Below are 19,779 nucleotides of genomic sequence, written 5' to 3'. Positions count from 1 at the left end.
GGTCTTAGGTTGAAATCAGTTGCTCGCGGATGCGCGGATTTTCTTGAGGGCAGCGTTGAATTCGTCTCGCAGCTCCCGGCCATTGGGCAGCTTACGTGAAAACGCTGCGCGAAAGCTGCGTTCGGGCCCGACATCACCGGCCATCCGCTCGACGTTGGCCAGTTCCTGATGCTGCGAAACGTTCTGCTCAAGCAGATAATCGCATACCGACAGCTCGCAGATAAACAGGTCAATCCGGCCGAGGCCGACCAGGCGCAGACCGGTCAGTTCCGGCTTTTCGTGGGTGATCTTGGTCATACGGGCATTGCCGTCGAACAGCCAGTCCATGAACTCCGGGGCATAGCTGTAGGCGGCCGACAGGCCAAAGTTGAGACCGGCCAGGTCATCCAGTGTCTGCCATTGCAGATCGTGGTTCCGGCGTTTGTAAAAAACGTCCTGGGCGGCGTTGATCGGCGCGGTGAAATAGTAGTGCCGGTCACGGGTTTCCGAGAATGTCAGGGAATAAAGCATATCGGCCCGGCCGTTTCTGGCCAGTTGTTCCGCCCGTGCCCAGGGCAGAATGCGGATATTTGCCTGGTAACCCATCTCCGCCAGAACCCGCCGGATGATGCGGGTGTCGTCGCCGACGACTTCACCGTCACGGAGATATTCGTAGGGCGGGTATTCAGAGGTAACGACCTCTATCACCGGTTGTTCAGCATGAACACTCACGGCCACGGCGCCCAGGGTAAGAGTCAGGAGGGGGGCCAGTAAGATATTGCGAAACAACATAAAATCACCGGGTAAACGACAGAGATGGCCTCAATTCAGTATAGCGATGGTGTCACCTTTCTACGAATTCGTGCCGGGTTTGCTGGCAAACCTTGATCTGCGTCACAAAAATGTTAACCAGGCGGCATTTTGTTCCCGGACTGATCCGTATAGTTGTCGGGACCGCATTAAACAAGAACAGAAAGTTTGCGGAGACACCCATGGATTCCGGAATGACTGACGAGTCGGCCACAACCGCCCTGGCAACCGGGCGCGGTGAACCCCTGCCTCGCATACTGATTGTTGATGATCATCCTTTCTTTCTGTTCGGGCTGACCGCAATTCTGGAAGAAGAACTTCTGGCCCGCTCGGTGGCCTGTGTCGGCACAGTGGCTGAGGCGGTGGAAGACCTGCGGCAATATCCGGAAACGGCGCTGGTGCTGCTTGACCTGGGGTTGCAGGGCGAGGCCGGGCTGTCACTGTTTGCAGAGCTCGAGAAACTGGGTCTGCCGGTTCCGGTGGTGGTCATTTCCAGCCGTGAAGATGAAACCTCTGTGCGCGCTGCCCGATCCGCCGGGGCTGTCGGGTTTCTGCCCAAGTCGGCCGATCGCCGGTCGCTGATCAGGATGATCCGCAAGGTCAGTCAGGGTGAGCTGTTCTATCCGTCACTGCAGACTGCCGTGGTTCAGTCTGATTCGTTGACCCCCAGGCAGCTCGAGGTTCTTGGCCTGCTGGCGGAAGGCCTGCCCAACAAGCGGATCTGCCAGGTTCTGGACCTGACCGAGCACACGGTAAAAACCCACCTGAAAGCCATATTCGTGCATCTTGGCGTCCATAACCGGACCGAGTGCGTTGCCAAGGCTCGCGCCCTCGGGCTGATCAACCGCTAGCCGTTCGCACTCATCGTCGGGTCAGTTGCTGAAGTGCAGCCCTCAGGCGCATCGGCTTCAGTGGCTTGTGCAGCGTCCAAAGCCGGGATGACGGGTTGTAGCCCTCAGCCCTGGACGTGTCTGCGGTGACCATGACCCCGCCCAGGATAGCCTGATTGTCGGTCAGCACCCGGAAAAGCTGGTCCCCGGCCATGGCGGGCAGGTGCAGGTCAGTAATCAGAATGGCGTTGGCGCCGGCCTTGCCGTGTTCGATGGCTTGCTCGGCACTGGCAAATGAATCGACCCGGTAACCCCACCCGGTGAGGATCTGATGCAGCCAGTGGCGGGACTCGTTATGATCCTCGACCAGAATCAGTTCGGGGTGAGCTCCCGTTTTAGAGCCAGACAGCAGGGTTTCCACCGTGGCGATGTGCTCGACCCCACAGCAGGGTAGCGACACCCGGAAACAGGCGCCGCCCTCGCCAGTGGCAGGAGCCAGGGTGCAGCTTCCCCCCATCAGTGCAGACAGTTCCCGGACAATCGCCAGGCCCAGACCCAGGCCGGGATCGTTGGCCATGCGGGTGCGGAAAAACGGATCAAAGATTTTTTCCCGGGTGGCCTGGTCGATACCGCAGCCGTCATCCCTGACCACGAACACGAGTTGCCCGTTCTCATCGTTGGCCTCAACCTCGATGCGCCCGGCGCCGCTGTGGTCCAGGGCATTGAATACCAGGTTCTGAAGAATCCGGTGCAGCAACTGCGGGTCCGCAAGCACCGCGACGTGTGGGCCGTTGTCGCTGAACTCAAGTTTTACCCCCAGGTCACGGGCCCGCTCACCACAGGTTTCGGCAAGCTGGGAAAGAACATCGCGGGGCCGAAGTGGTTCGGGCTCGGGTTTGACCATGCCCTCCTGCAGCCGGGAAATATCCAGCACGCTGGCCAGCAATCCGTTGAAATGGGTGACCGAGGTTTTCAGCCGGGTGATCAGCGCTGCCTGGTGTTCCGGCAGGTTGCTGTCGCTCAGGTTCTCCAGGATCAGGCTGATGATGTTCAGGGGCTGACGCAGGTCGTGGCTGGCAATGGTGATCAGGCTGGTTTTGCGCTCGCTTTCCTGTTCGGCCTGAAGCCGCAGGGCTTCAAGCATCTGCCGGTCCAGGAAGTGGGCCCGCTGGCGATGCTCGCTCAACCAGCTTCCCACCATCCCGATGATATTGGCGGTCATGATGAAAAAGCCGTTGATGGCCAGTTCGTCTGGCGCCATCCCCGTGGCGTATTCCACGACCAGGTAGGCGACCAGCAGAATCAGAGACAGGCCCGATACCATGCGAAACGGGATGCCCATGGCAAAATAGCCGAACATCAGCATCAGCAGGATGCCTTCATAGGGCAGGGGAAAGTCCGCCAGCCGTGCCATGCCGATGATGGCAACAACGCTGAGGCCGCCGACCAGATAGGCCAGGCCATAAAGCCGCAGAAAAGTACCGGGTCTGAGCGGTTGCCAGGACAGCCACCAAACCAGGGAAATGGCCGGGCAGGTGATCAGCAGGCGGATAAAGACGGTCTGACGGGCAAGGGGGTCAGGCATCATTGCCAGATCAAGCAGGGCGTAGACCAGAAACAGAACCAGAGCACTGGCAGAAACCGGCCGCGCCCGCTCACGGATGCTCTGGTCCCGCACTTCGCGGTAACGGGATTCCAGCTCAGGGTGGAATCGCAACCAGCGAAAGCCCACGGCCTGTTGATGCCGCAATTGGGAAATGGTCATGAAAGTCTGGCCCGGCAAGGTGATTGTCTGCTGCAGTCTAACCTTGCCGGGGGCTAACCGGTAGATGCATGGCCTGCGGCTCTACTGGGGTGATTGGCTATCCAGGGATCTCAGTTTCGCCCAGGTTCGCGTCTGTTCGCTGTCAAAATGCTGCTGCAACAACTCGCTCTGCTGGGTATCGAAATCATCACTGCTGATGCCGGCCTTTTCCAGGCTGGCGAGTGCCTGCTGGTATTGCTGGAACCGGGCATCGAAGTTTTCTCTTTCCTGCAGATAGCTGACCACCTCATCCGCCCGCTCGGCATCAACGCCAAGTTCCCGTAGCCGCTCTCCGGCTTCGTCGGGGGAGCTGGCTTCGGCAATGGCGGCCTGGCGCTGCTGACCAACCTCGGTTTCTTTGATCATGCGGGTTTCGGTCTGGCGCAGTTGCGCGGGTAATTGCTCACGATGCCAGTTCAGCAGAGTCTGTTTGCTCTGGAGCGAAAGATCGTCCCGCTGCTGGATTTCGATGCTGGCCAGGGTGTATTCGCCATAGGCCTCTTCCAGCGCGAAAAACGCATCGTGGGTGGCTGGATCAAAGGCATTGCGGCGCAGCTGTTTGAGATCCGCCAGGGCCGATTTCAGTACCTGCAACTGGTAGGCCGGGTCACTCTGGCGGCTTGGGTCCAGTGACCGGTTTCCCATTTCCAGGGCCTGCTGTTTGTAATCCAGGTACTGGTCAAGAATCGCCAGGGCCTGTTCGGCAGCTTCGGCTGGCAGGTTGTTCCGGGCCAGGGCTTCAATTTCTGCAAGCGCGGTTTCCGGTGACACTTCGCCAACGGTGTTGAGGAAATAATCGAAAAAATCCTTGGTGGCCAGATCCACAATAAGCTGGCCGTCCGGGCCTGCTTTCAGGGCACCGTCAATGTCGGTTCCTGACAGCGACGGGGCAAACGGGTTTTCACCCAGGGATTTTGGTGTCTGGTGCGAAACCATCGCTGTTGCCTCGGCCGACGCCAGGTCAGCCGGCTGCGGGTTCGCAGTCGGTGCCTGAACGTTTTCTGAGGTCGGCGCAGCGACGGCGGGCACCTGACTCTTGCCCGCTGTTGCGGCCTCCTGCTCCCCGGTCACCAGCCACACCGTGGCGGCAACCAGAGGAACCAGCGCTATCAGCGGAAAGATAGCGCGTTTCAGAAGTGATGGCTGTTTCGCCATCGGTTACAGACCGCGATTTTTCAGGCGGTTTGCCTGGCTGCGATACAGCGAAACCGGGTTGGTCCACCAGGAACGGGCACCGAACAGATGGTTGATGGCGTCCACATGATTCATGTCGTAGTGGGTGCCAATCACGTTACCCATCTTGGTGGCACAAACGCCCACCAGGCCGTCACTGTCTTCGTTGCCAAAGGCCAGGGCGGTGACACCCAGGAACGGGTCAGTGACGTCTGTCCAGTTGGTGAAGACGGATTTGCCGGTCCAGGAGAAGAACTTGATGCGGTTACCGTTGATCCACTGGTCCTCACTCGTGCCCGCGCAGGAATAGCGGTTTACGCCTTTCCAGCCCAGTGCATCGTTCAGTGCGGTGGTGCCGCGAGTGGTCAGTGTTTCCAGCGCGGCCAGTCCGTCCTGGGGGTTGCTGGAACTGGACAGGGCATTGACCAGATCGCCCAGCGCGTTGGCAATCGCATCAGCGCCGCCTTCCACATAGCTGCCGGGGGGAAGAATGCCGCGAACCACATCCGCTACTTTCGAACCCTTGTTGACGCCGTTGATCGAGGTGATCGAGGCAATCTTGTGGGGGATCAGTGAAGCGGTTACCCGTGAGGTAGGTGCGCCCTGGCTGTGAGCCATCAGGTTGACCTTGGCATGGCCAAGACCATTGACGTAGTTGGCCAGTTGCTGGCCGCGTTGCTCACTGCTGTTGACGAAGGAAACGCTGGCGGAATACACCCGTGCGCCACTGCGCTCGAGGTTCCACGGGATGTTGTGAAAGTAGTTGATCAGGCCGCCGATGGTGTTAAACCCGGTGACCCCGTGAACCAGCACAATCGGGTGCTTGGTGTTGGTGTAGCTGGCATGGCTGAGCGTTGGGGACGCGAGCACAATACAGCCCATAATCACTGCAAAAGTGATGAGTTTACGCATGGTTGACTCCTGTTGTTTTTGTGGTTGGCTCTTCTCGAATGAGAGGCCTTTGTCGCCAATGCGTTGCAGAGTATTTGCGATCAGGGCGCAAGTAAGAATCGCCCATTTGGGGGAGAGGGAGTGGCAGGGGGCCTGCGATCAACCGAAGCGGTGGGGCTCCAGTTCGCTGTGAATAATGCGTGGGCCCAGCATGATGATGCGGCCCTCATAGCGTTCTTCACCGGTGGAGGTGAAGTCGAACATGAAACGCCGCCAAACCCGCAGGCTGCCGCGCTCATCCCGTTTGAACCACAGGCCGCGAAGGTAAACCGCATCATCCAGGAGCATCACGTCCATGGTTTTGCAGTAGTCCCGCGCGGCCTGAAGCACATAATCCTTGATGGCCTTGCTTCGCCACCAGTACCAGGTAGCGAAGCCGGCCACGAACAACCAGAACAGGTTGCCCAGCGTCATGAAGCCGTTTGCTGGTCGTGGTTATTGTGATCCCGGCCCAACAGAATGTAGAAGGCCGGAAGCACAAAGACGGTGAACAGCGTGCCGATACCAAGGCCAGCACTGATGGTCAGGCCGATGGCAAAGCGGCTTTCCGCGCCCGGGCCCACGGCAATCAGCAGCGGCACCATGGCGAAGATCAGCGCCAGCGAGGTCATGATGATTGGCCGCAAGCGAATGGCCGCGGCTTCAATCACCGCCTCACGCTTGCCAAGTCCTTTGTCTTCCTGAAGCTGGTTGGCAAATTCCACGATCAGTATGCCGTTCTTCGACACCACACCAATCAGCGTGATCAGACCCACCTGGGTGTAGATGTTCATCGATGCGAAACCAAGCACGATAAACGCCATGGCACCGGCAATGGACATGGGCACCGACACCAGAATGATGAACGGGTCACGCCAGCTTTCAAACTGGGCTGCCAGCACCAGATAGATCACCAGAAGCGACAGGAAGAAGGTGACGATCAGCGCGCTGCCCTGATTGGCGAACTGCCGCGATTCACCGGTGTAGTCAAAGGTGAAACCCTGGGGGAAGGTCTCGTCTGCTGCCTGCTCGATAAACGCCATGGCATCGCCCACGGTAGCCCCGGGGGAGACCACGCCTTCCAGAGTCAGCGAGTTCAACTGGTTGAACTGGGTGCGCTGGGACGGTTCTACGTCGTTGCTGAAGCTGATCACGCTGGACAGCGGAATCAGGTCGCCGCTGTCGGCACGCAGGTAGTAATCGTTCAGGGCCTGCTCGTCCATCCGGAATTCCTGATCTACCTGCGGAATGACCTGATAGGACCGGCCCTGCATATTGAAGCGGTTGATGTACCCTCCGCCCAGCATGCTGGACAGGCTCTGGCCGACATCCTGCATAGACAGCCCCAGGTCTGCCACCCGGTCCCGGTCCACATCGATGCGAATCACCGGCCGGTCAAACTCGATGGACTTTTTCAGGAACATGAAGTTGCCGCTAGCCATGGCCTTGCCGAGCAGTTCGTCCGCGACATCGTTGAGGCGGTCATAATCCTCACCGGTGGTGATCACGAACTGGAACGGCAGGCCGCCGCCCGAACCGGGCAGTGAGGGCCGCGGGAAGACCGCGGTCTGCAGGCCGGTGACGTTTTTCAGCTCTTCGTCCAGCAGGGGCTGGGCTTCGAACTGACTGATGTCACGTTCGCTCCAGGGCGCCATCTTGAAGCCGCCGAACACAGCGTTGGGGCCGGTAATGCCCAGAATCATGAAGTCTTCGTTGTAGCCGGGCACGGTTTCCATGCGCTCCTGTACTTCGTCACCGTGTTCCTGCAGGTAGTCCAGGGTTGAAGTCTGCGGGCCCAGGCCCTGATAGAACAGAATGCCCTGGTCTTCGGTGGGTGCCAGCTCGTTCTGGCTCATGGACACCATGAAGTAGATGGACCCCAGTACGATCACCGCGAAAAAGATCACCACCGATTTGGTGTCCATCAGTGAGGTCAGGGCACTTTTATAGCCATTTGCCAGGCCACCAAAGAATTTTTCCACCCCGCGCTCGAATTTGCCGGGGTTGCCGTGGGGTTTCAGCACCTTGCCAGACAGCATTGGCGACAGGGTCAGCGCCACAATGCCGGAGATCACTACCGTGCCAGCCAGGGTGAAGGCGAATTCGGTGAAAAGCGAGCCCACCAGGCCGCCCATGAAGCCGATCGGTGCGTAAACCGCCACCAGGGTGGTGGTCATGGCGATAATGGGCGTCGCCATTTCCCGGGCACCGTTCAGGGCGGCATCGAACCGGCTCTCGCCCTGTTCAATGTGCCGGTGCACGTTTTCCACCATGATAATGGCGTCGTCCACCACCAGGCCTATGGCCAGCACCATCGACAGCAGGGTCAGCAGGTTCAGCGAGTAGCCCAGGATCAGCATCACGAAGGCGCCGCCGATCAGCGACAGCGGTACCGCCACCGACGGCACAATGGCCGCGCGCACCGAACCCAGGCAAAGGAATACCACCACCAGCACGATCACGATGGCTTCCAGCAGGGTCTTGATCACCTCATTGATGGAGTTTTCGATAAAGTCAGACGCATCGTAGGCCAGGCGCACATCCAGCCCCGCCGGCAGCTGGGATTCGATACCCGGCAGTTCGTCTTTTACCAGGCCCGCCACCGTCAGCGGGTTCGCGCCGGGTGACAGTTCTATGGCGACGTAGGTCGCAGGCTGGCCTTTGTAGAGTGCCAACTGATCATAGGTTTCCGAACCCAGTTCCACCCGGGCAATGTCTTTCAGGCGAATCAGCGAACCGTCGGATTCCTTCACCACCAGATCCCGGAACTGGTCCGGGTCGCCGACATCGGTGTTGCTGGTCATGCTGATCTTGGTGTACTTGCCTCTGGTGTTGCCAACCGCTGCCTGATAGTTGTTCTCAAGCAGCACGTTGACCACGTCCCGTGGGGTCATGTCCACCGCCGACAGGCGCTCAGGATCCAGCCATACCCGCAGGGCAAACTTGCGACCCAGCAGGTCGGCCTTACCCACGCCAGAAAGCGCCTGCAGCTTAGGCTGCACCACGCGGGTAAGGTAGTCGGTAATCTGCGGCACCTGCAGCTCATTGCTGTAGAACGCGATGTACATCAGGGCGGTGGAATCACCGGTTGTGGAGGTAATCACCGGGTCCTGGGCGTCTGCCGGCAGCACGTTACGCTGGCTGGCCACCTTGGCCTGAATTTCGGCCAGCGCGGCGTTGGCGTCGTAGTTCAGCTCCATCTTGGCTTCGATGGTCGACGCACCCTGGGAGCTGGTGGAGGTCAGGTAATCAATACCACTGGCTTCGGCGATGGCCTGCTGCAGCGGAGTAGTGATAAAGCCTTTCACAAGGTCGGAACTGGCGCCGGGGTAGGCGGTGGTGACGGTAACCGTGGTGCTCTCCAGTTCCGGATACTGCCGGATTTCCATTTCCAGGGCCGCGCGGGCGCCCAGAAGCAAAATCAGCAGGCTGACGACCGTTGCAAGTACCGGTCGCTGAACAAATAGGTCAGTAAACCGCATTACTTGGAGGCCTCCGCCGAATCGCTGGCTTCATCAACAACAGTGACCTCCTGGCCAGCGCGTAAACGCAGAAGACCCTTGGCCACAACCTGCTCGCCTTCTTTCAGGCCGCTGATCACCGCAACCCGGCCGTCGCGGATATCGCCACTTTCAACGGTGCGGCGCTTTACCACCAGTTTGCCGTCGTCGTTTTCAGCAACCACATACACATAGTCGCCATAGGTGTTGTAGGAAATGGCGGTACGTGGAACCGTGACCACCTGGCGGTCTTCAGGCTGACGGGTGTTAATGGTGGCGAACATGCCCGGGCGCAACAGATTATCCCTGTTGTCCAGGGTGGCGCGCACGCGCACGGTGCGTGTCTGCGGGTTTACCGAGGTGTTGATGGCGCTGACCTGGCCTTCGAAGGTACGGTCGGGCACGGCAGCAACGGTGGCGACAACGCCAAAACCCTGGGATACCAATGCCAGGTCCTTCTCGGACAGGGTGTAATCCACGTAGATCGGGTCCAGCATGTTCACTTCGACAATCGGCGTGCCGGTCGCAATGTATTCACCCTGGTCTACCAGCCGCAGGCCCAGCTTGCCATCAAACGGTGCGCGGATGACTTTCTTGCTCAGCTGCGCCTCGGCTTCGTTGACCCTTGCCCGGGCTGCGTCAAAGTTTGCCTTGGCTTCGTCGTATTCGGACTGTGAAACGGCACGCTTCGGCAACAGGTCCGACAACCGCTTGAATTCCTGCTCCGCCAGCTGCGCCTCGGCACGGCGGGTGCGCACGGCCGCCTCGTCTATGGCGGCATCCAGCCGGATCAGTACATCACCCTTGGCAACCGTATCGCCGGATTCAAAATTGATGCTTTCAACCACGCCCGGTACTTCATTGGCTACTTCAATGCCGTTGATTGCCTCTATACTGCCTACGGCCTTGATCTGGGGTGTCCAGCTTTCGGTCTGTGCGGTTACGGCAGAAATCTTGGCGGGCGGCTGGGGCTGGGAGTTCTGTTCCTGCATCTGGCCGAATTGGTAAAACTTGTAGCCAAAGATGCCACCAAGAACGACACCAAGGAAGATGATGACGATCACGAAGCGGGAGGCGGTGCGCATAGCTGGAATCCTGGTTGAAATTTATCAAAGGGTAAAGGATAGCATCCTATACACTTGGCGGACATGCTGTCACTGACTTGTCAGTGGAAATGCGTACAATTACTGCTCGGTTCTGACAACTTAACGCGGTTGTGTGACACCCGGAATAAATCAGAGGCTTCAGGTACGTTTACGCTAACTTACAGGATTAGTTCATGCACTGGATTCTTGGAATCGCGCTGACCATTGCGGTGTTCGTCATTCTGAAGCAATGGGGCGCCCTGAGTGCTGCCAAAAAGAAAGAAGCCGCCTGGAAAGCCGCCCTGGTGATTGGCGGTGCGCTTCTGCTTTTCATGGTACTGACAGGCCGTGTGCATGTGTTGACCGCGGCGGTCGCGGCGCTGCTGCCGCTGCTGCGAAAGTTGCCGGTGTTGCTGAAATTCTGGCCAATGGTTCAACGGATGACGGGTCAGAAGGGCGCCGACTCAGATGCTCAACCGGGTTCCCAGAACCATGGGGACGACGCTGGTTCAGCCGGTCGGTCAGCGGCCAGCACCGGCAGCATGGGGCTGAATGAAGCCTGTGACACGCTGGGTGTTAAGCCCAGCGCCAGCCGGGAAGAAATCATTGCCGCCCACCGCCGGCTGATCCAGAAAATGCACCCTGACCGCGGTGGTAACGACTACCTGGCCGCAAAAATCAATGAAGCCAAGAGCGTATTACTGAAACACTGCCAGCCCGACGAATAACCCGTCGTCACATCAGGTCGACCCGTACTTCCCATGAATTGACGCTGCTGCTGTTCTGCCCGGTCTGGTAGACAATGCCCGCCTGGCTACCGGAGCGACTCTGGCGGGTGCTGCCCAGTGAAACCCACTGGCCCGGTTCCACCCGGCGAAGGGTCATCAGGGCTTCGGTTTCATACCCGGGTACACCGGTGTCCGGGTCTTCTTCAAAGGACACGATGTTCAGTTCGATGGCCCTGTCGGAAATCACCTGGGGGCTCACGATAAACCCGCTGCGGGTTTCCACTTTTTCCAGAAAGGCTGCCGGGTTGCGACCGCCCCGGATCGCCACCGGCAATGCCCGCACCTGGCCGGACGAAATCTGCGCCGACTGACCTTCCTGAACGATCAGCGTTCTTTCCCGGGTCTGCTGGGTACTGATGGTTTTACGGCTGGCTTCCACGTTCACCTGATTGTTGTTGATGCTGACACCACCGCCACCCTGCTTGCCCATGCCGGTGTTGCGCGAACGCACGGTAACGCGCATCTGCACCGGGGCTACGTCCAGGGTTTCAACCAGCTGGCCGATTTCGTCCAGTAGTGCCGGTTCCGCCCTGACAATCACCTGTTGGCCCCGACTGGTGACAGTCAGTTCGTCGCCGGGATAGAGATCACGAATCTGGTCGGCAACATCGCCAGCGGCGCGCTGGCTTAGCTGATATTGCCGCGCTTCCGGTGCGGCCAGCAGGGGATTGGCAAACAGAACAAGCAGCAGGGCGAAAGCAAATTGGGGGCGCATGGTTTTCTCCGCTTGCAATCCCGGAAACACGGGGGTTATATTGAAAAGCATGAAGACGACACACGCGATCTGTCAATTGAACTTTCTGAAAGCACTCGGTAACCAACCGATGGCTTCGATCGCTGCTGTGTCTTTCTGGTGGTTTGGTTATGGCTATTTTAGCCAGAGCCGGTGCCGCCGTTAGGAACGTCTTGAACGACTGAACAACGAGGAAGGCAGCCGGCACTCACCAGGCTGCCACCGGACTCGAAAGCCCCGACTGGTAGCCCACCAGCCGGGGCTTTTTTGATTCGGACACAGGGAAACAGGACCCACAATAATGAACATGCCAATGAACAATGATGCGCTGGCAGAGGCCGGTCAGCGGCAGCAAGCCACAGCACTGACCAAACGCGAAACAGCGTTGCCCACACCGGCCCAGCTGAGGGCGGACTTTCCGCTGCCAGCCGGCCTTCAGGAACGGATTGCCGAACAGCGGGACGCGGTGCGCCGGATTCTGTCTGGCCAGGACGACCGCCTGCTGATCGTCATGGGCCCCTGTTCCATTCACGATGAAGTGGCCGCCCTTGAATACGGCGCCAGGCTGAGCGAACTGGCCCAGAAAGTCGGCGACCGGTTCCTGCTCGTCATGCGTGCCTACCTGGAAAAGCCCCGCACCACTGTTGGCTGGAAAGGCCTGCTATATGACCCGGACCGCACCGGGCAGGGCGACCTCAACGAAGGCCTGGTTCGTTCCCGCCGGCTGCTGTTGAACCTGGCCGAGATGGGTCTGCCCCTGGCCACCGAAGCCCTGAGCCCCTTCGCCATGGATTACCTGGGCGACCTGGTAAGCTGGACTGCCATTGGCGCCCGCACCACCGAATCCCAGGTGCACCGGGAAATGGTCAGCGGCCTGCCCATGCCGGTAGGCTTCAAGAACGGCACGGACGGCGGCGTTGCGGTGGCAGTCAATGCCATGAAATCCGCGGCCCATCCCCATCAGCACTTTGGCATCGGCCAGAGCGGCGCCCCGGCCATGCTGACTACCCCCGGCAACCCGGATACCCATCTGGTACTGCGGGGCGGCCGCGGCATCACCAATTACGATGCCGACAGCATCCACGCTGCCATGGCGGCGCTGAGTGCAGGGGGTGTATCCGGATCGGTGATGGTGGACTGCAGCCACGATAACGCCTGCAAACAGGCCGAGCGCCAGTTGGATATTGCCAAGGACGTCATGGCGCAGCGCCGCGAAGGCAATCACCAGATTCGCGGGCTGATGCTGGAAAGCTTTCTGGAACCGGGTCGCCAGAACGACAGCGGGGAACTGCTCTACGGCTGCTCGATCACCGATCCGTGCCTGGGATGGGCGCAGACGGAGGCTCTGATCCGCTCACTGTAGAAAGCAGCAGCTGGCCGGCCAGCAACAGCAGCACGCCGCCCATTAACCGGTCCAGCCAGTGGCCGAAGCGGTTAAAGCCCTTCCTGACCCGGGGAAGGGTAAAGAACACGGCCACCATCGCGAACCAGAGCCCGGTGGCCAGGGCCATATAAACGCCGTAACCCGCCTGCAGGGCAACCGGCGTACCGGGGCTGATCACCACCGAGAACAGTGACACGAAAAACAGCGTCGCTTTGGGATTCAGGGCGTTGGTCAGAAATCCCAGGCGCAGGGCGGCAAAGCCGGACTGCTGCGTTCCTGGTCCGGTCTCCACATGAACGCCCCCGGCCCGGGATTTCAGGCACTGAATGGCAATCCAGGTCAGATAGAGTGCGCCCATCACCTTCAGAATGCTGAACAGCAGCACCGATTGCTGAATGATCAGCCCAATACCCAACAGCGAATAACACACGTGCACCAGAATGCCGGCGCCAATGCCAATGGCGGTTAGCAGGGCATTGTGGCGGCTTTGGCACAGCGCCTGTCGCAGCATCACCGCAAAATCCGGCCCCGGGCTGGCCACCGCCAGCAGGTGTACCAGTGCCACGGTAAGGAACTCTGCCCAGTAACCTTGCATCAAAGTCTGCATCCGTTCATCCCCGGTTTGTTCGCCGTCGTACGAAAAGTCTGACAGCATAGGTTGAAACCGGCGTTTTTTCACGGATGGGTGAAGCCTTTCGCAGCCTCAATACAGAGGCCAAGTTCTTCAGGAGATGAATTGATGGATAAGCGAGAAGTAGACGTTGCCATTATCGGCGTTGGTACAGCCGGCATGGTGGCGTATAAGCGCGTCAGAAAAGTGACCGACAAAGTGGTACTGATCGAATCCGACCAGTACGGGACGACTTGCGCACGGGTTGGCTGCATGCCCAGCAAGCTGCTGATTGCGGCAGCCGAAAATGCCCATCAGATGAGGCTGGGCGAGCTGTTCGGCAACTCCGCCGGGGAGATCACCATTGATGGCAAGCGCGTGATGGAACGCGTGCGGGCCGAGCGGGACGGGTTTGTGGGTTCGGTCATCAGCGCTGTGGAAAAGTTTCCTGAAGAGCACCGGATAATGGGCCACGCCCGGTTTGCCGGCCCCCACCGCCTTGCGGTTGGAAATGACATCGAAGTTCATGCCCAGCGCATCATCATCGCCACCGGCTCCCGGCCCAATATCCCCGGTTTCCTGAAGGAAGCCAAAGACCGCCTGGTGGTTAACGACGATATCTTCGAATGGCAGGACCTGCCAAAGTCCGTCGCCGTTTTTGGCCCCGGCGTGATTGGCCTGGAGCTGGGGCAAGCTCTAAGCCGGCTTGGCGTGCGGGTGCGCATGTTCGGCAGAAGCGGCGGCGTTGGCCCTTTAAACGACGATGCCATCCGGCAATACGCCCTGAAAACCTTCAATGAAGAGTTTCCGCTACACGGGGAAGCCGACGTTAAAAAGGTCGAACGGGTTGATCAGGGCGTTGCTGTGACTTTCGATGTCGGCGACGGCGAACAGACCGAAACCTTCGATTACCTGCTGGCGGCCACCGGAAGGCGGCCCAACGTGGACGGGTTGGACATCCAGAATGCCGATATTGACCTGGACGAAAAAGGCTCGCCCCTGTTTGACCCCTACACCCTGCGCTGCGGCGACAGCCATATTTTCATCGCCGGTGACGCCAATAACGCCGTGCCCCTGCTGCACGAAGCCGCCGACGAAGGGCGGATTGCCGGCGATAACGCAGCGTCCTATCCGGATGTGCGAACCGGCCTTCGTCGCACGCCCCTGGCCATCGTCTTCACTGACCCGCAGATTGCCACCGTCGGGCTGACCATTGGCCAGGTGGACGAACGCTGCCTGGGCCGCTACGCAGTCGGCGAAGTGTCGTTTGAAGACCAGGGCCGCAGCCGGGTCATTGGCAAGAACAAAGGGTTATTGCGGGTATACGGCGAACACGGCACCGGCCTGTTCATGGGTGCTGAAATGTTTGGCCCGGCGGCTGAACACATCGGCCACCTGCTGGCCTGGTCCGCCCAGCAACGACTGACGGTCAACCAAATGTTGGAAATGCCGTTCTATCATCCGGTGATTGAGGAGGGGCTGCGAACCGCGCTGAAAGATCTGAACATGAAGCTGAGTATCGGGCCTGCGCCCGAGGAAGGGTGCATGGAATGCGGCCCGGGAACCTAGGCCGCGCTTCCCCGCAGGCAGCAGGCGGCAGCCTGGCACTGAACAGAGGCCGCAGAGGGTTCTGAGGCGACACTTGAATTGCGTTGCCGCCGGGCCCAGATCTTTTCATGGAAGAAGTAGGCAATGGTGTTGATGGCCGGCTCTACCATGGCAATCAGGCTGCCGATCAGAATATCGCCAGTCAGCAGATAGGCCACGGTAAACGCGACAAAGAAGTGCGTGATGGCAAAGGTAATGGTCTTGACCAGTGACTGATCACCTTTCGTGCCGTGACTGTGTACAAAATGTTTCAGCGCACTCATGGCTGGCTCCGATTCCGCTCGCTTTTCTTCATTAAAGTCGAAGTGATAATCAGTGTTAAATCAATTGTATTCAGAAAATAGATAGGCTTAACCTATAGCTTTTCCCGCCAGGCTTATATACGGATTACACCGTACTATCGCCGGTATTGGGGGAATAAACTTCACTGAATTCAATGTACTGACGTAGGATTAAAGTTAGAGAACGTACATTTGCCGTCAAGGAGACGCATTATGAGTAAGAACTTTATTGGACTGGATACGGAAAAAACCGCAGAACTGGCAGACCGGATGAACGAGCTTTTGTCCAACTACCAGATCTTCTACATGAACGTGCGTGGTTATCACTGGAACATCAAAGGTGACAACTTCTTCGAACTGCACGCCAAGTTTGAAGAGCTGTATGACGACCTGCTTCTGAAGATCGACGAGATTGCAGAACGCGTGCTGACTCTGGGCCACCGCCCGGCCCACGCCTACAGCACCTACATCGAAAAGTCCGACGTGCCGGAGCGCAAAGACGTGTCTGATGGCAAAGATGCCGTCGAGAACATCGTCGAGAGCTTTGCCAAACTGATTGGCAAGCAGCGTGAACTGCTGCATCTGGCGAACGACTCTGACGATGAAGGCACCGTAGACCTGCTGAGCGCCTACATCTCAGAGCAGGAAAAAACGGTCTGGATGTATCGCAGCTACCTGGGCCAGTAAACGCCCAGGGTTAATAGCCGAAAGAGAGCAGAAGCGAGAGAGCAAAGGCGGCCTGCCATCGAAGGATGAGGCCGCCTTTTCCATGCCCCTTTGACACACAGTTGTCGCCAAACTGTCTTCAAACTGACCCGGCAATGTCATTTACGCGCCTCAGAGTGATGCTTTTACTTCATATCCAACACTCTGAGGCGACTATGGCGTTTTCCAAACTGACATTACGCAAATCCCTGCTTACCCTGGCCATTACCGGCACGTTTGTAGCACTGACCGGCTGTACCGATGACGGCGACGATGGCGCGGCCGGCACCCCCGGCACCAGCCAGACCCTGATCGAACTGAACGTACTGGGCAGCTATTCCAGCGGCACCTTTGACGAATCCGCCGCGGAAATCGTGGCCCACGACCCGGCCAACCAGCGGTTGTTCGTGATTAACGCCAACGATTCCACCGTGGACGTGCTGGACATCAACGACCCGGCCATGCCCACCCTGCTGAGCACTATCGACGCCACCGCAGAAGGCGCGGCCGCAAATAGCGTTGCGGTCTATGGCGACCTGCTGGCCGTGGCCATCGAAGCCAACGTGAAGCAGGACAATGGCAAGGTGGTGTTCTACAACACCTCTGACCTGAACAAGATTGGTGAAGTCATCGTTGGCGCCCTGCCAGACATGCTGACCTTCACCCGCGACGGCCAGAAAGTGCTGGTGGCCAATGAAGGCGAGCCCAGCGACGACTACACCGTGGACCCGGAAGGCTCCGTCAGCATCATTGATCTTGCCAATGGCGTGGCGTCTGCCACCGTGACCAACGCCAGTTTCGCGGGCTTCAACGCCGACCAGGCCGAACTGGAAGCCGCCGGCCTGCGGGTATTCGGCCCCGGCGCCACCCTGGCGGAAGACATGGAGCCGGAATACATCGCCGTATCCATCGACAACCAGAAAGCCTGGGTCGCCCTGCAGGAAAACAACGCCGTGGCGGAACTGGACATCGCCGCCGGTGAAATCACCGCCATCCTCCCGCTGGGCTTCAAAGACCACAGCATCATCGGCAACGAACTGGACGCCAGCAACGACGACAACGGCATCAACATCCGTAACTGGCCGGTGAAAGGCATGTACAACCCGGACGCGATGACCAGCTACGGCTACAACGGCAAAACCTACTACATCACCGCCAACGAAGGTGATTCCCGGGACTACGACGGCTTCAGTGAAGAATTCCGCATCGCCGACCTGCAACTGGACCCAACGGCTTTCCCGGATGCCGCCACCCTGCAGCAGGATGCCAACCTCGGACGCCTGAACGTCACCTCCACCCTGGGGGCAGGCGCAAGCTGTGACCCGAGCGACCCGGCAAACGTCACATTAAACGTGGAAAACGAGTACGACAGAACCTACGTCGAAACCACCTGCGTTTATGAGGAGCTGTATTCCTACGGCGCACGTTCCTTCTCCATCTGGTCCGCCGATGGCAAACGGGTATTCGACAGCGGCAGCGAACTTGAACGCATCACCGCCAGCCTGATCCCCGACAACTTCAACGGCAACAACGACGAAAACTCCTTCGACAACCGCTCAGACGACAAAGGCCCAGAGCCCGAAGCCGTCACCGTTGGCGAAATCAACGGCCAGACCTTCGCATTCATCGGCCTGGAGCGCGTGGGCGGCATCATGGTGTACAACGTCACCAACCCGCAGAACCCGCAGTTTGTTCAGTACATCAACAACCGCGACTTCAGCGCCAGCCAGACCGACGTAGAAAACGCCATGGCCGGCGACCTGGGCCCCGAAGGCCTGGCCTTCATCCCCGCCGGTGACAGCCCCAACGGCCAACCAATGCTGGCGGTAGGTAACGAAGTAAGCGGCACCACCACACTGTTCGGCATTGATGTGATTGAACTGATGGCGAACTAATCGACGAAGCAAAACCCCACAAAGCAAGACTCATTCAGCGCCGGTTGCGAAAGCCCCGGCGCTTTTTTGTGGGTGAAACCTAGATTTCGGGTGGCTGGTGCCTGGTTCGTCTACTAAGTTGGCTGGAGTGCGCGAAATGTGGAATTCCTGATTATTACGCAGGATATTACGAGAATTGAGAGCGGAAAATCCGTAAATTACTGATAAAAATGGGTTAAATTTCAGCGCGTTCTGGCTTTTTGCGGAATAATGACGCGCAGAAATGCGGAAGTCACGTTTCTGCAATAACGATGCGTTCGGTATAGTTGCTGTTAGTTGTTCCTTATGAATCAAGAATTTCTCAAAGTTTTGCAAATGAGGACAGGTCAGTTGGCTATCGGCCGCTCTACCTTGCGTAATCAGGGGGCGTCGGGTGTGATAGAAGTAGCTAGGTCATACCTACAAGAAATTGACCTCTCTGAGCTGCGTTCGATCAACAACAGCAAGCAGTATCTCCAATTTTTGGAGGATAAAACCGCAGGGCTATCTCACTCATTTCCAGAGGGCGCAAAGGGAAACTGGGGCGCTGCGCGTAAGGCATTGAATATCTTCATCCGAGACTGTCTCTATAACGCTTATCTTAACAAAGAGTACTCGATAGAAAGGTTGAGGGGCTGGCTTGAGATTCCCCTTGATGGCGACGTCGCCCGGAACCTCTACGCTCTGCATAAGCCTTCATTGCCAAGATGGCCTCGTATAAAACGCCTTACTCCGGAGATCAGCTCGCTTTATCAACAAAAGGCCATCAAAGAAGCGCAAAGGTTTGGTATTGCGAGGGTGGACTTGGATATCTACTACTGGCGAGATGGCCAGTACACAACTAACAAATAGTTGCAGTTCGTTCCGGGCCCTTGGCCCTCCACCGGACGCCCTTTTCTTCGTTTAACTCCGAAAAGGTCGCCGCTGAACAAAAGCGTTAGGCATCAAAAATTGCAGGCGGGCTCAAATATATGCAGTTCGACAAGGTGGCACGAGAAGCTTTTGGCACGATTCTAGAGCCTTTGGGTTTCAGCTGCAGTGAATCACAGGCATGCACGTTCTATAAAGCAGTCAGTGCTGATCTTTATCATTTCGTCATGCCCGATCAGTTACATAACCTGCCAAAGTACGATGTGAAAATTTTCTTTCACTCGCCACTTTTGGAGCCTGCTTCGTGGGACGACAAATTTCCGGATGCCTTGGGAATTCCCACTGAAAGCTGGAGTTATCTTTCCAGTCGTAGTGGAGTTGGACCACGGCAGGAGCTGTTTTGGTGTCGGACAGAGGAGGGTTTTCTGCGTGGGTTTGAGGAAAAGGTAAAGCCCGCGCTACTTGGTTTTGCAGTTCCGTATTTTGACTCTGTACAGACACTGGGACAGGCTGTTCCATTAATCAAAAGCAAGCACTATGCGGCAGTGGCGTCTGCGTTGAATGCCTAACCAGGCGCAGCAGTACGCGGCCGATGGCCGCCGGACGCCCTTTCCATGGCTCCTTCGTCGCCATTCCAAGGTCGCCGCTGTGCTCAGCGTTAGGCACTTATGAAGACGAGACTGGGAGTTAAATCGTCAAAGGCGCTCGGGGCGTCATGCATGGCTTTATTCGCGTTCATGCTTTTATTCCGGGCTGCAATCTATCCAAGAATGTAT

General features: G+C 58.2%; 19 protein-coding genes. 8 read left to right on the top strand and 11 right to left on the bottom strand.

Annotation, left to right across the window (positions count from 1 at the left end; all coding sequences use genetic code 11):
- Positions 1 to 15 precede the first annotated feature (15 nt).
- Positions 16 to 771 carry a substrate-binding periplasmic protein gene (locus E5Q11_RS13160; protein ID WP_135803914.1) on the bottom strand — a complete coding sequence of 252 codons (756 nt, stop codon included), beginning with the start codon at positions 769 to 771 and terminating at the stop codon, positions 16 to 18.
- 212 nt (positions 772 to 983) lie between these two features.
- Here E5Q11_RS13160 and E5Q11_RS13155 point away from each other — a divergent pair, with 212 nt between their 5' ends.
- The gene (locus E5Q11_RS13155) at positions 984 to 1,640 is read left to right on the top strand and encodes a response regulator transcription factor (protein ID WP_225314903.1); all 657 of its coding nucleotides are present in this window, start codon (positions 984 to 986) and stop codon (positions 1,638 to 1,640) included.
- A 10-nt stretch (positions 1,641 to 1,650) separates the two neighbouring features.
- Here the strand turns inward: E5Q11_RS13155 and E5Q11_RS13150 are convergent, their stop codons facing one another.
- The 6 genes from E5Q11_RS13150 to E5Q11_RS13125 form a co-directional block, all read right to left on the bottom strand.
- Positions 1,651 to 3,384 carry a hybrid sensor histidine kinase/response regulator gene (locus tag E5Q11_RS13150; protein WP_135803912.1) on the bottom strand — a complete coding sequence of 578 codons (1,734 nt, stop codon included), beginning with the start codon at positions 3,382 to 3,384 and terminating at the stop codon, positions 1,651 to 1,653.
- An 81-nt stretch (positions 3,385 to 3,465) separates the two neighbouring features.
- Positions 3,466 to 4,578, bottom strand: a complete 1,113-nt coding sequence (locus E5Q11_RS13145; RefSeq protein ID WP_135803911.1) for a lipase secretion chaperone — start codon at positions 4,576 to 4,578, stop codon at positions 3,466 to 3,468.
- A gap of 3 nt (positions 4,579 to 4,581) precedes the next feature.
- Positions 4,582 to 5,508, bottom strand: coding sequence for an esterase/lipase family protein (locus tag E5Q11_RS13140; protein WP_135803910.1), 927 nt, complete (start codon positions 5,506 to 5,508; stop codon positions 4,582 to 4,584).
- Positions 5,509 to 5,646: 138 nt separating this feature from the next.
- On the bottom strand, positions 5,647 to 5,961 hold the full coding sequence (locus E5Q11_RS13135; RefSeq protein ID WP_135803909.1) for a DUF3301 domain-containing protein: 315 nt from the start codon (positions 5,959 to 5,961) through the stop codon (positions 5,647 to 5,649).
- Positions 5,958 to 9,008 (bottom strand): efflux RND transporter permease subunit, encoded by a 3,051-nt coding sequence (locus E5Q11_RS13130; protein ID WP_135803908.1) that lies wholly within the window; start codon positions 9,006 to 9,008, stop codon positions 5,958 to 5,960. Before E5Q11_RS13130 ends, E5Q11_RS13135 begins: the two co-directional genes overlap by 4 nt.
- Positions 9,008 to 10,111, bottom strand: a complete 1,104-nt coding sequence (locus E5Q11_RS13125) for an efflux RND transporter periplasmic adaptor subunit (RefSeq protein WP_135803907.1) — start codon at positions 10,109 to 10,111, stop codon at positions 9,008 to 9,010. Before E5Q11_RS13125 ends, E5Q11_RS13130 begins: the two co-directional genes overlap by 1 nt.
- A 194-nt stretch (positions 10,112 to 10,305) precedes the next feature.
- On the opposite strand from E5Q11_RS13125, the gene E5Q11_RS13120 reads away from it, so the two are divergent.
- Positions 10,306 to 10,839 carry a DnaJ domain-containing protein gene (locus tag E5Q11_RS13120; protein WP_135803906.1) on the top strand — a complete coding sequence of 178 codons (534 nt, stop codon included), beginning with the start codon at positions 10,306 to 10,308 and terminating at the stop codon, positions 10,837 to 10,839.
- A gap of 7 nt (positions 10,840 to 10,846) precedes the next feature.
- On the opposite strand, the gene E5Q11_RS13115 is transcribed toward E5Q11_RS13120, so the two are convergent.
- Positions 10,847 to 11,614, bottom strand: coding sequence for a type II and III secretion system protein (locus tag E5Q11_RS13115; protein ID WP_135803905.1), 768 nt, complete (start codon positions 11,612 to 11,614; stop codon positions 10,847 to 10,849).
- Positions 11,615 to 11,933: 319 nt separating this feature from the next.
- Between E5Q11_RS13115 and E5Q11_RS13110 the strand changes: the two genes are divergently transcribed.
- Positions 11,934 to 12,995: a 3-deoxy-7-phosphoheptulonate synthase gene (locus tag E5Q11_RS13110; RefSeq protein ID WP_135803904.1), complete on the top strand. Its 1,062-nt coding sequence runs from the start codon at positions 11,934 to 11,936 to the stop codon at positions 12,993 to 12,995.
- On the opposite strand, the gene E5Q11_RS13105 is transcribed toward E5Q11_RS13110, so the two are convergent.
- Positions 12,940 to 13,611, bottom strand: a complete 672-nt coding sequence (locus tag E5Q11_RS13105; RefSeq protein ID WP_135804211.1) for a LysE family translocator — start codon at positions 13,609 to 13,611, stop codon at positions 12,940 to 12,942. The two genes, E5Q11_RS13110 and E5Q11_RS13105, sit on opposite strands and share 56 nt — an antisense overlap.
- Positions 13,612 to 13,755: 144 nt before the next feature.
- Here E5Q11_RS13105 and E5Q11_RS13100 point away from each other — a divergent pair, with 144 nt between their 5' ends.
- Positions 13,756 to 15,195, top strand: a complete 1,440-nt coding sequence (locus E5Q11_RS13100; protein WP_135803903.1) for a dihydrolipoyl dehydrogenase — start codon at positions 13,756 to 13,758, stop codon at positions 15,193 to 15,195.
- Here E5Q11_RS13100 and E5Q11_RS13095 read toward each other — a convergent pair.
- A complete protein-coding gene (locus tag E5Q11_RS13095) occupies positions 15,192 to 15,497 on the bottom strand; it encodes a DUF2061 domain-containing protein (RefSeq protein WP_135803902.1) in 306 nt (101 codons plus the stop codon). The two genes, E5Q11_RS13100 and E5Q11_RS13095, sit on opposite strands and share 4 nt — an antisense overlap.
- 231 nt (positions 15,498 to 15,728) lie before the next feature.
- Here E5Q11_RS13095 and E5Q11_RS13090 point away from each other — a divergent pair, with 231 nt between their 5' ends.
- Together E5Q11_RS13090 and E5Q11_RS13085 are read left to right on the top strand one after the other, a co-directional pair.
- Positions 15,729 to 16,202: a Dps family protein gene (locus E5Q11_RS13090; protein ID WP_135803901.1), complete on the top strand. Its 474-nt coding sequence runs from the start codon at positions 15,729 to 15,731 to the stop codon at positions 16,200 to 16,202.
- A gap of 194 nt (positions 16,203 to 16,396) precedes the next feature.
- Positions 16,397 to 18,115, top strand: coding sequence for a choice-of-anchor I family protein (locus E5Q11_RS13085; RefSeq protein WP_225314902.1), 1,719 nt, complete (start codon positions 16,397 to 16,399; stop codon positions 18,113 to 18,115).
- Between the two features lie 30 nt (positions 18,116 to 18,145).
- On the opposite strand, the gene E5Q11_RS13080 is transcribed toward E5Q11_RS13085, so the two are convergent.
- Complete coding sequence (locus E5Q11_RS13080) at positions 18,146 to 18,448, bottom strand: hypothetical protein (RefSeq protein WP_135803900.1); 303 nt, start codon at positions 18,446 to 18,448, stop codon at positions 18,146 to 18,148.
- Here E5Q11_RS13080 and E5Q11_RS13075 point away from each other — a divergent pair.
- Together E5Q11_RS13075 and E5Q11_RS13070 are read left to right on the top strand one after the other, a co-directional pair.
- Positions 18,440 to 18,985, top strand: a complete 546-nt coding sequence (locus tag E5Q11_RS13075; RefSeq protein WP_135803899.1) for a hypothetical protein — start codon at positions 18,440 to 18,442, stop codon at positions 18,983 to 18,985. The genes E5Q11_RS13080 and E5Q11_RS13075 overlap by 9 nt on opposite strands.
- A 119-nt stretch (positions 18,986 to 19,104) precedes the next feature.
- Positions 19,105 to 19,572, top strand: coding sequence for a hypothetical protein (locus tag E5Q11_RS13070; protein ID WP_135803898.1), 468 nt, complete (start codon positions 19,105 to 19,107; stop codon positions 19,570 to 19,572).
- Positions 19,573 to 19,779 lie beyond the last annotated feature (207 nt).

The organism is Marinobacter confluentis, from assembly GCF_004785685.1.
In the GTDB taxonomy this organism is placed as follows: domain Bacteria; phylum Pseudomonadota; class Gammaproteobacteria; order Pseudomonadales; family Oleiphilaceae; genus Marinobacter; species Marinobacter confluentis.
The sequence above is the reverse complement of the archived record's forward strand: the minus strand, read 5'-3'. Positions and strand labels throughout refer to the sequence as shown.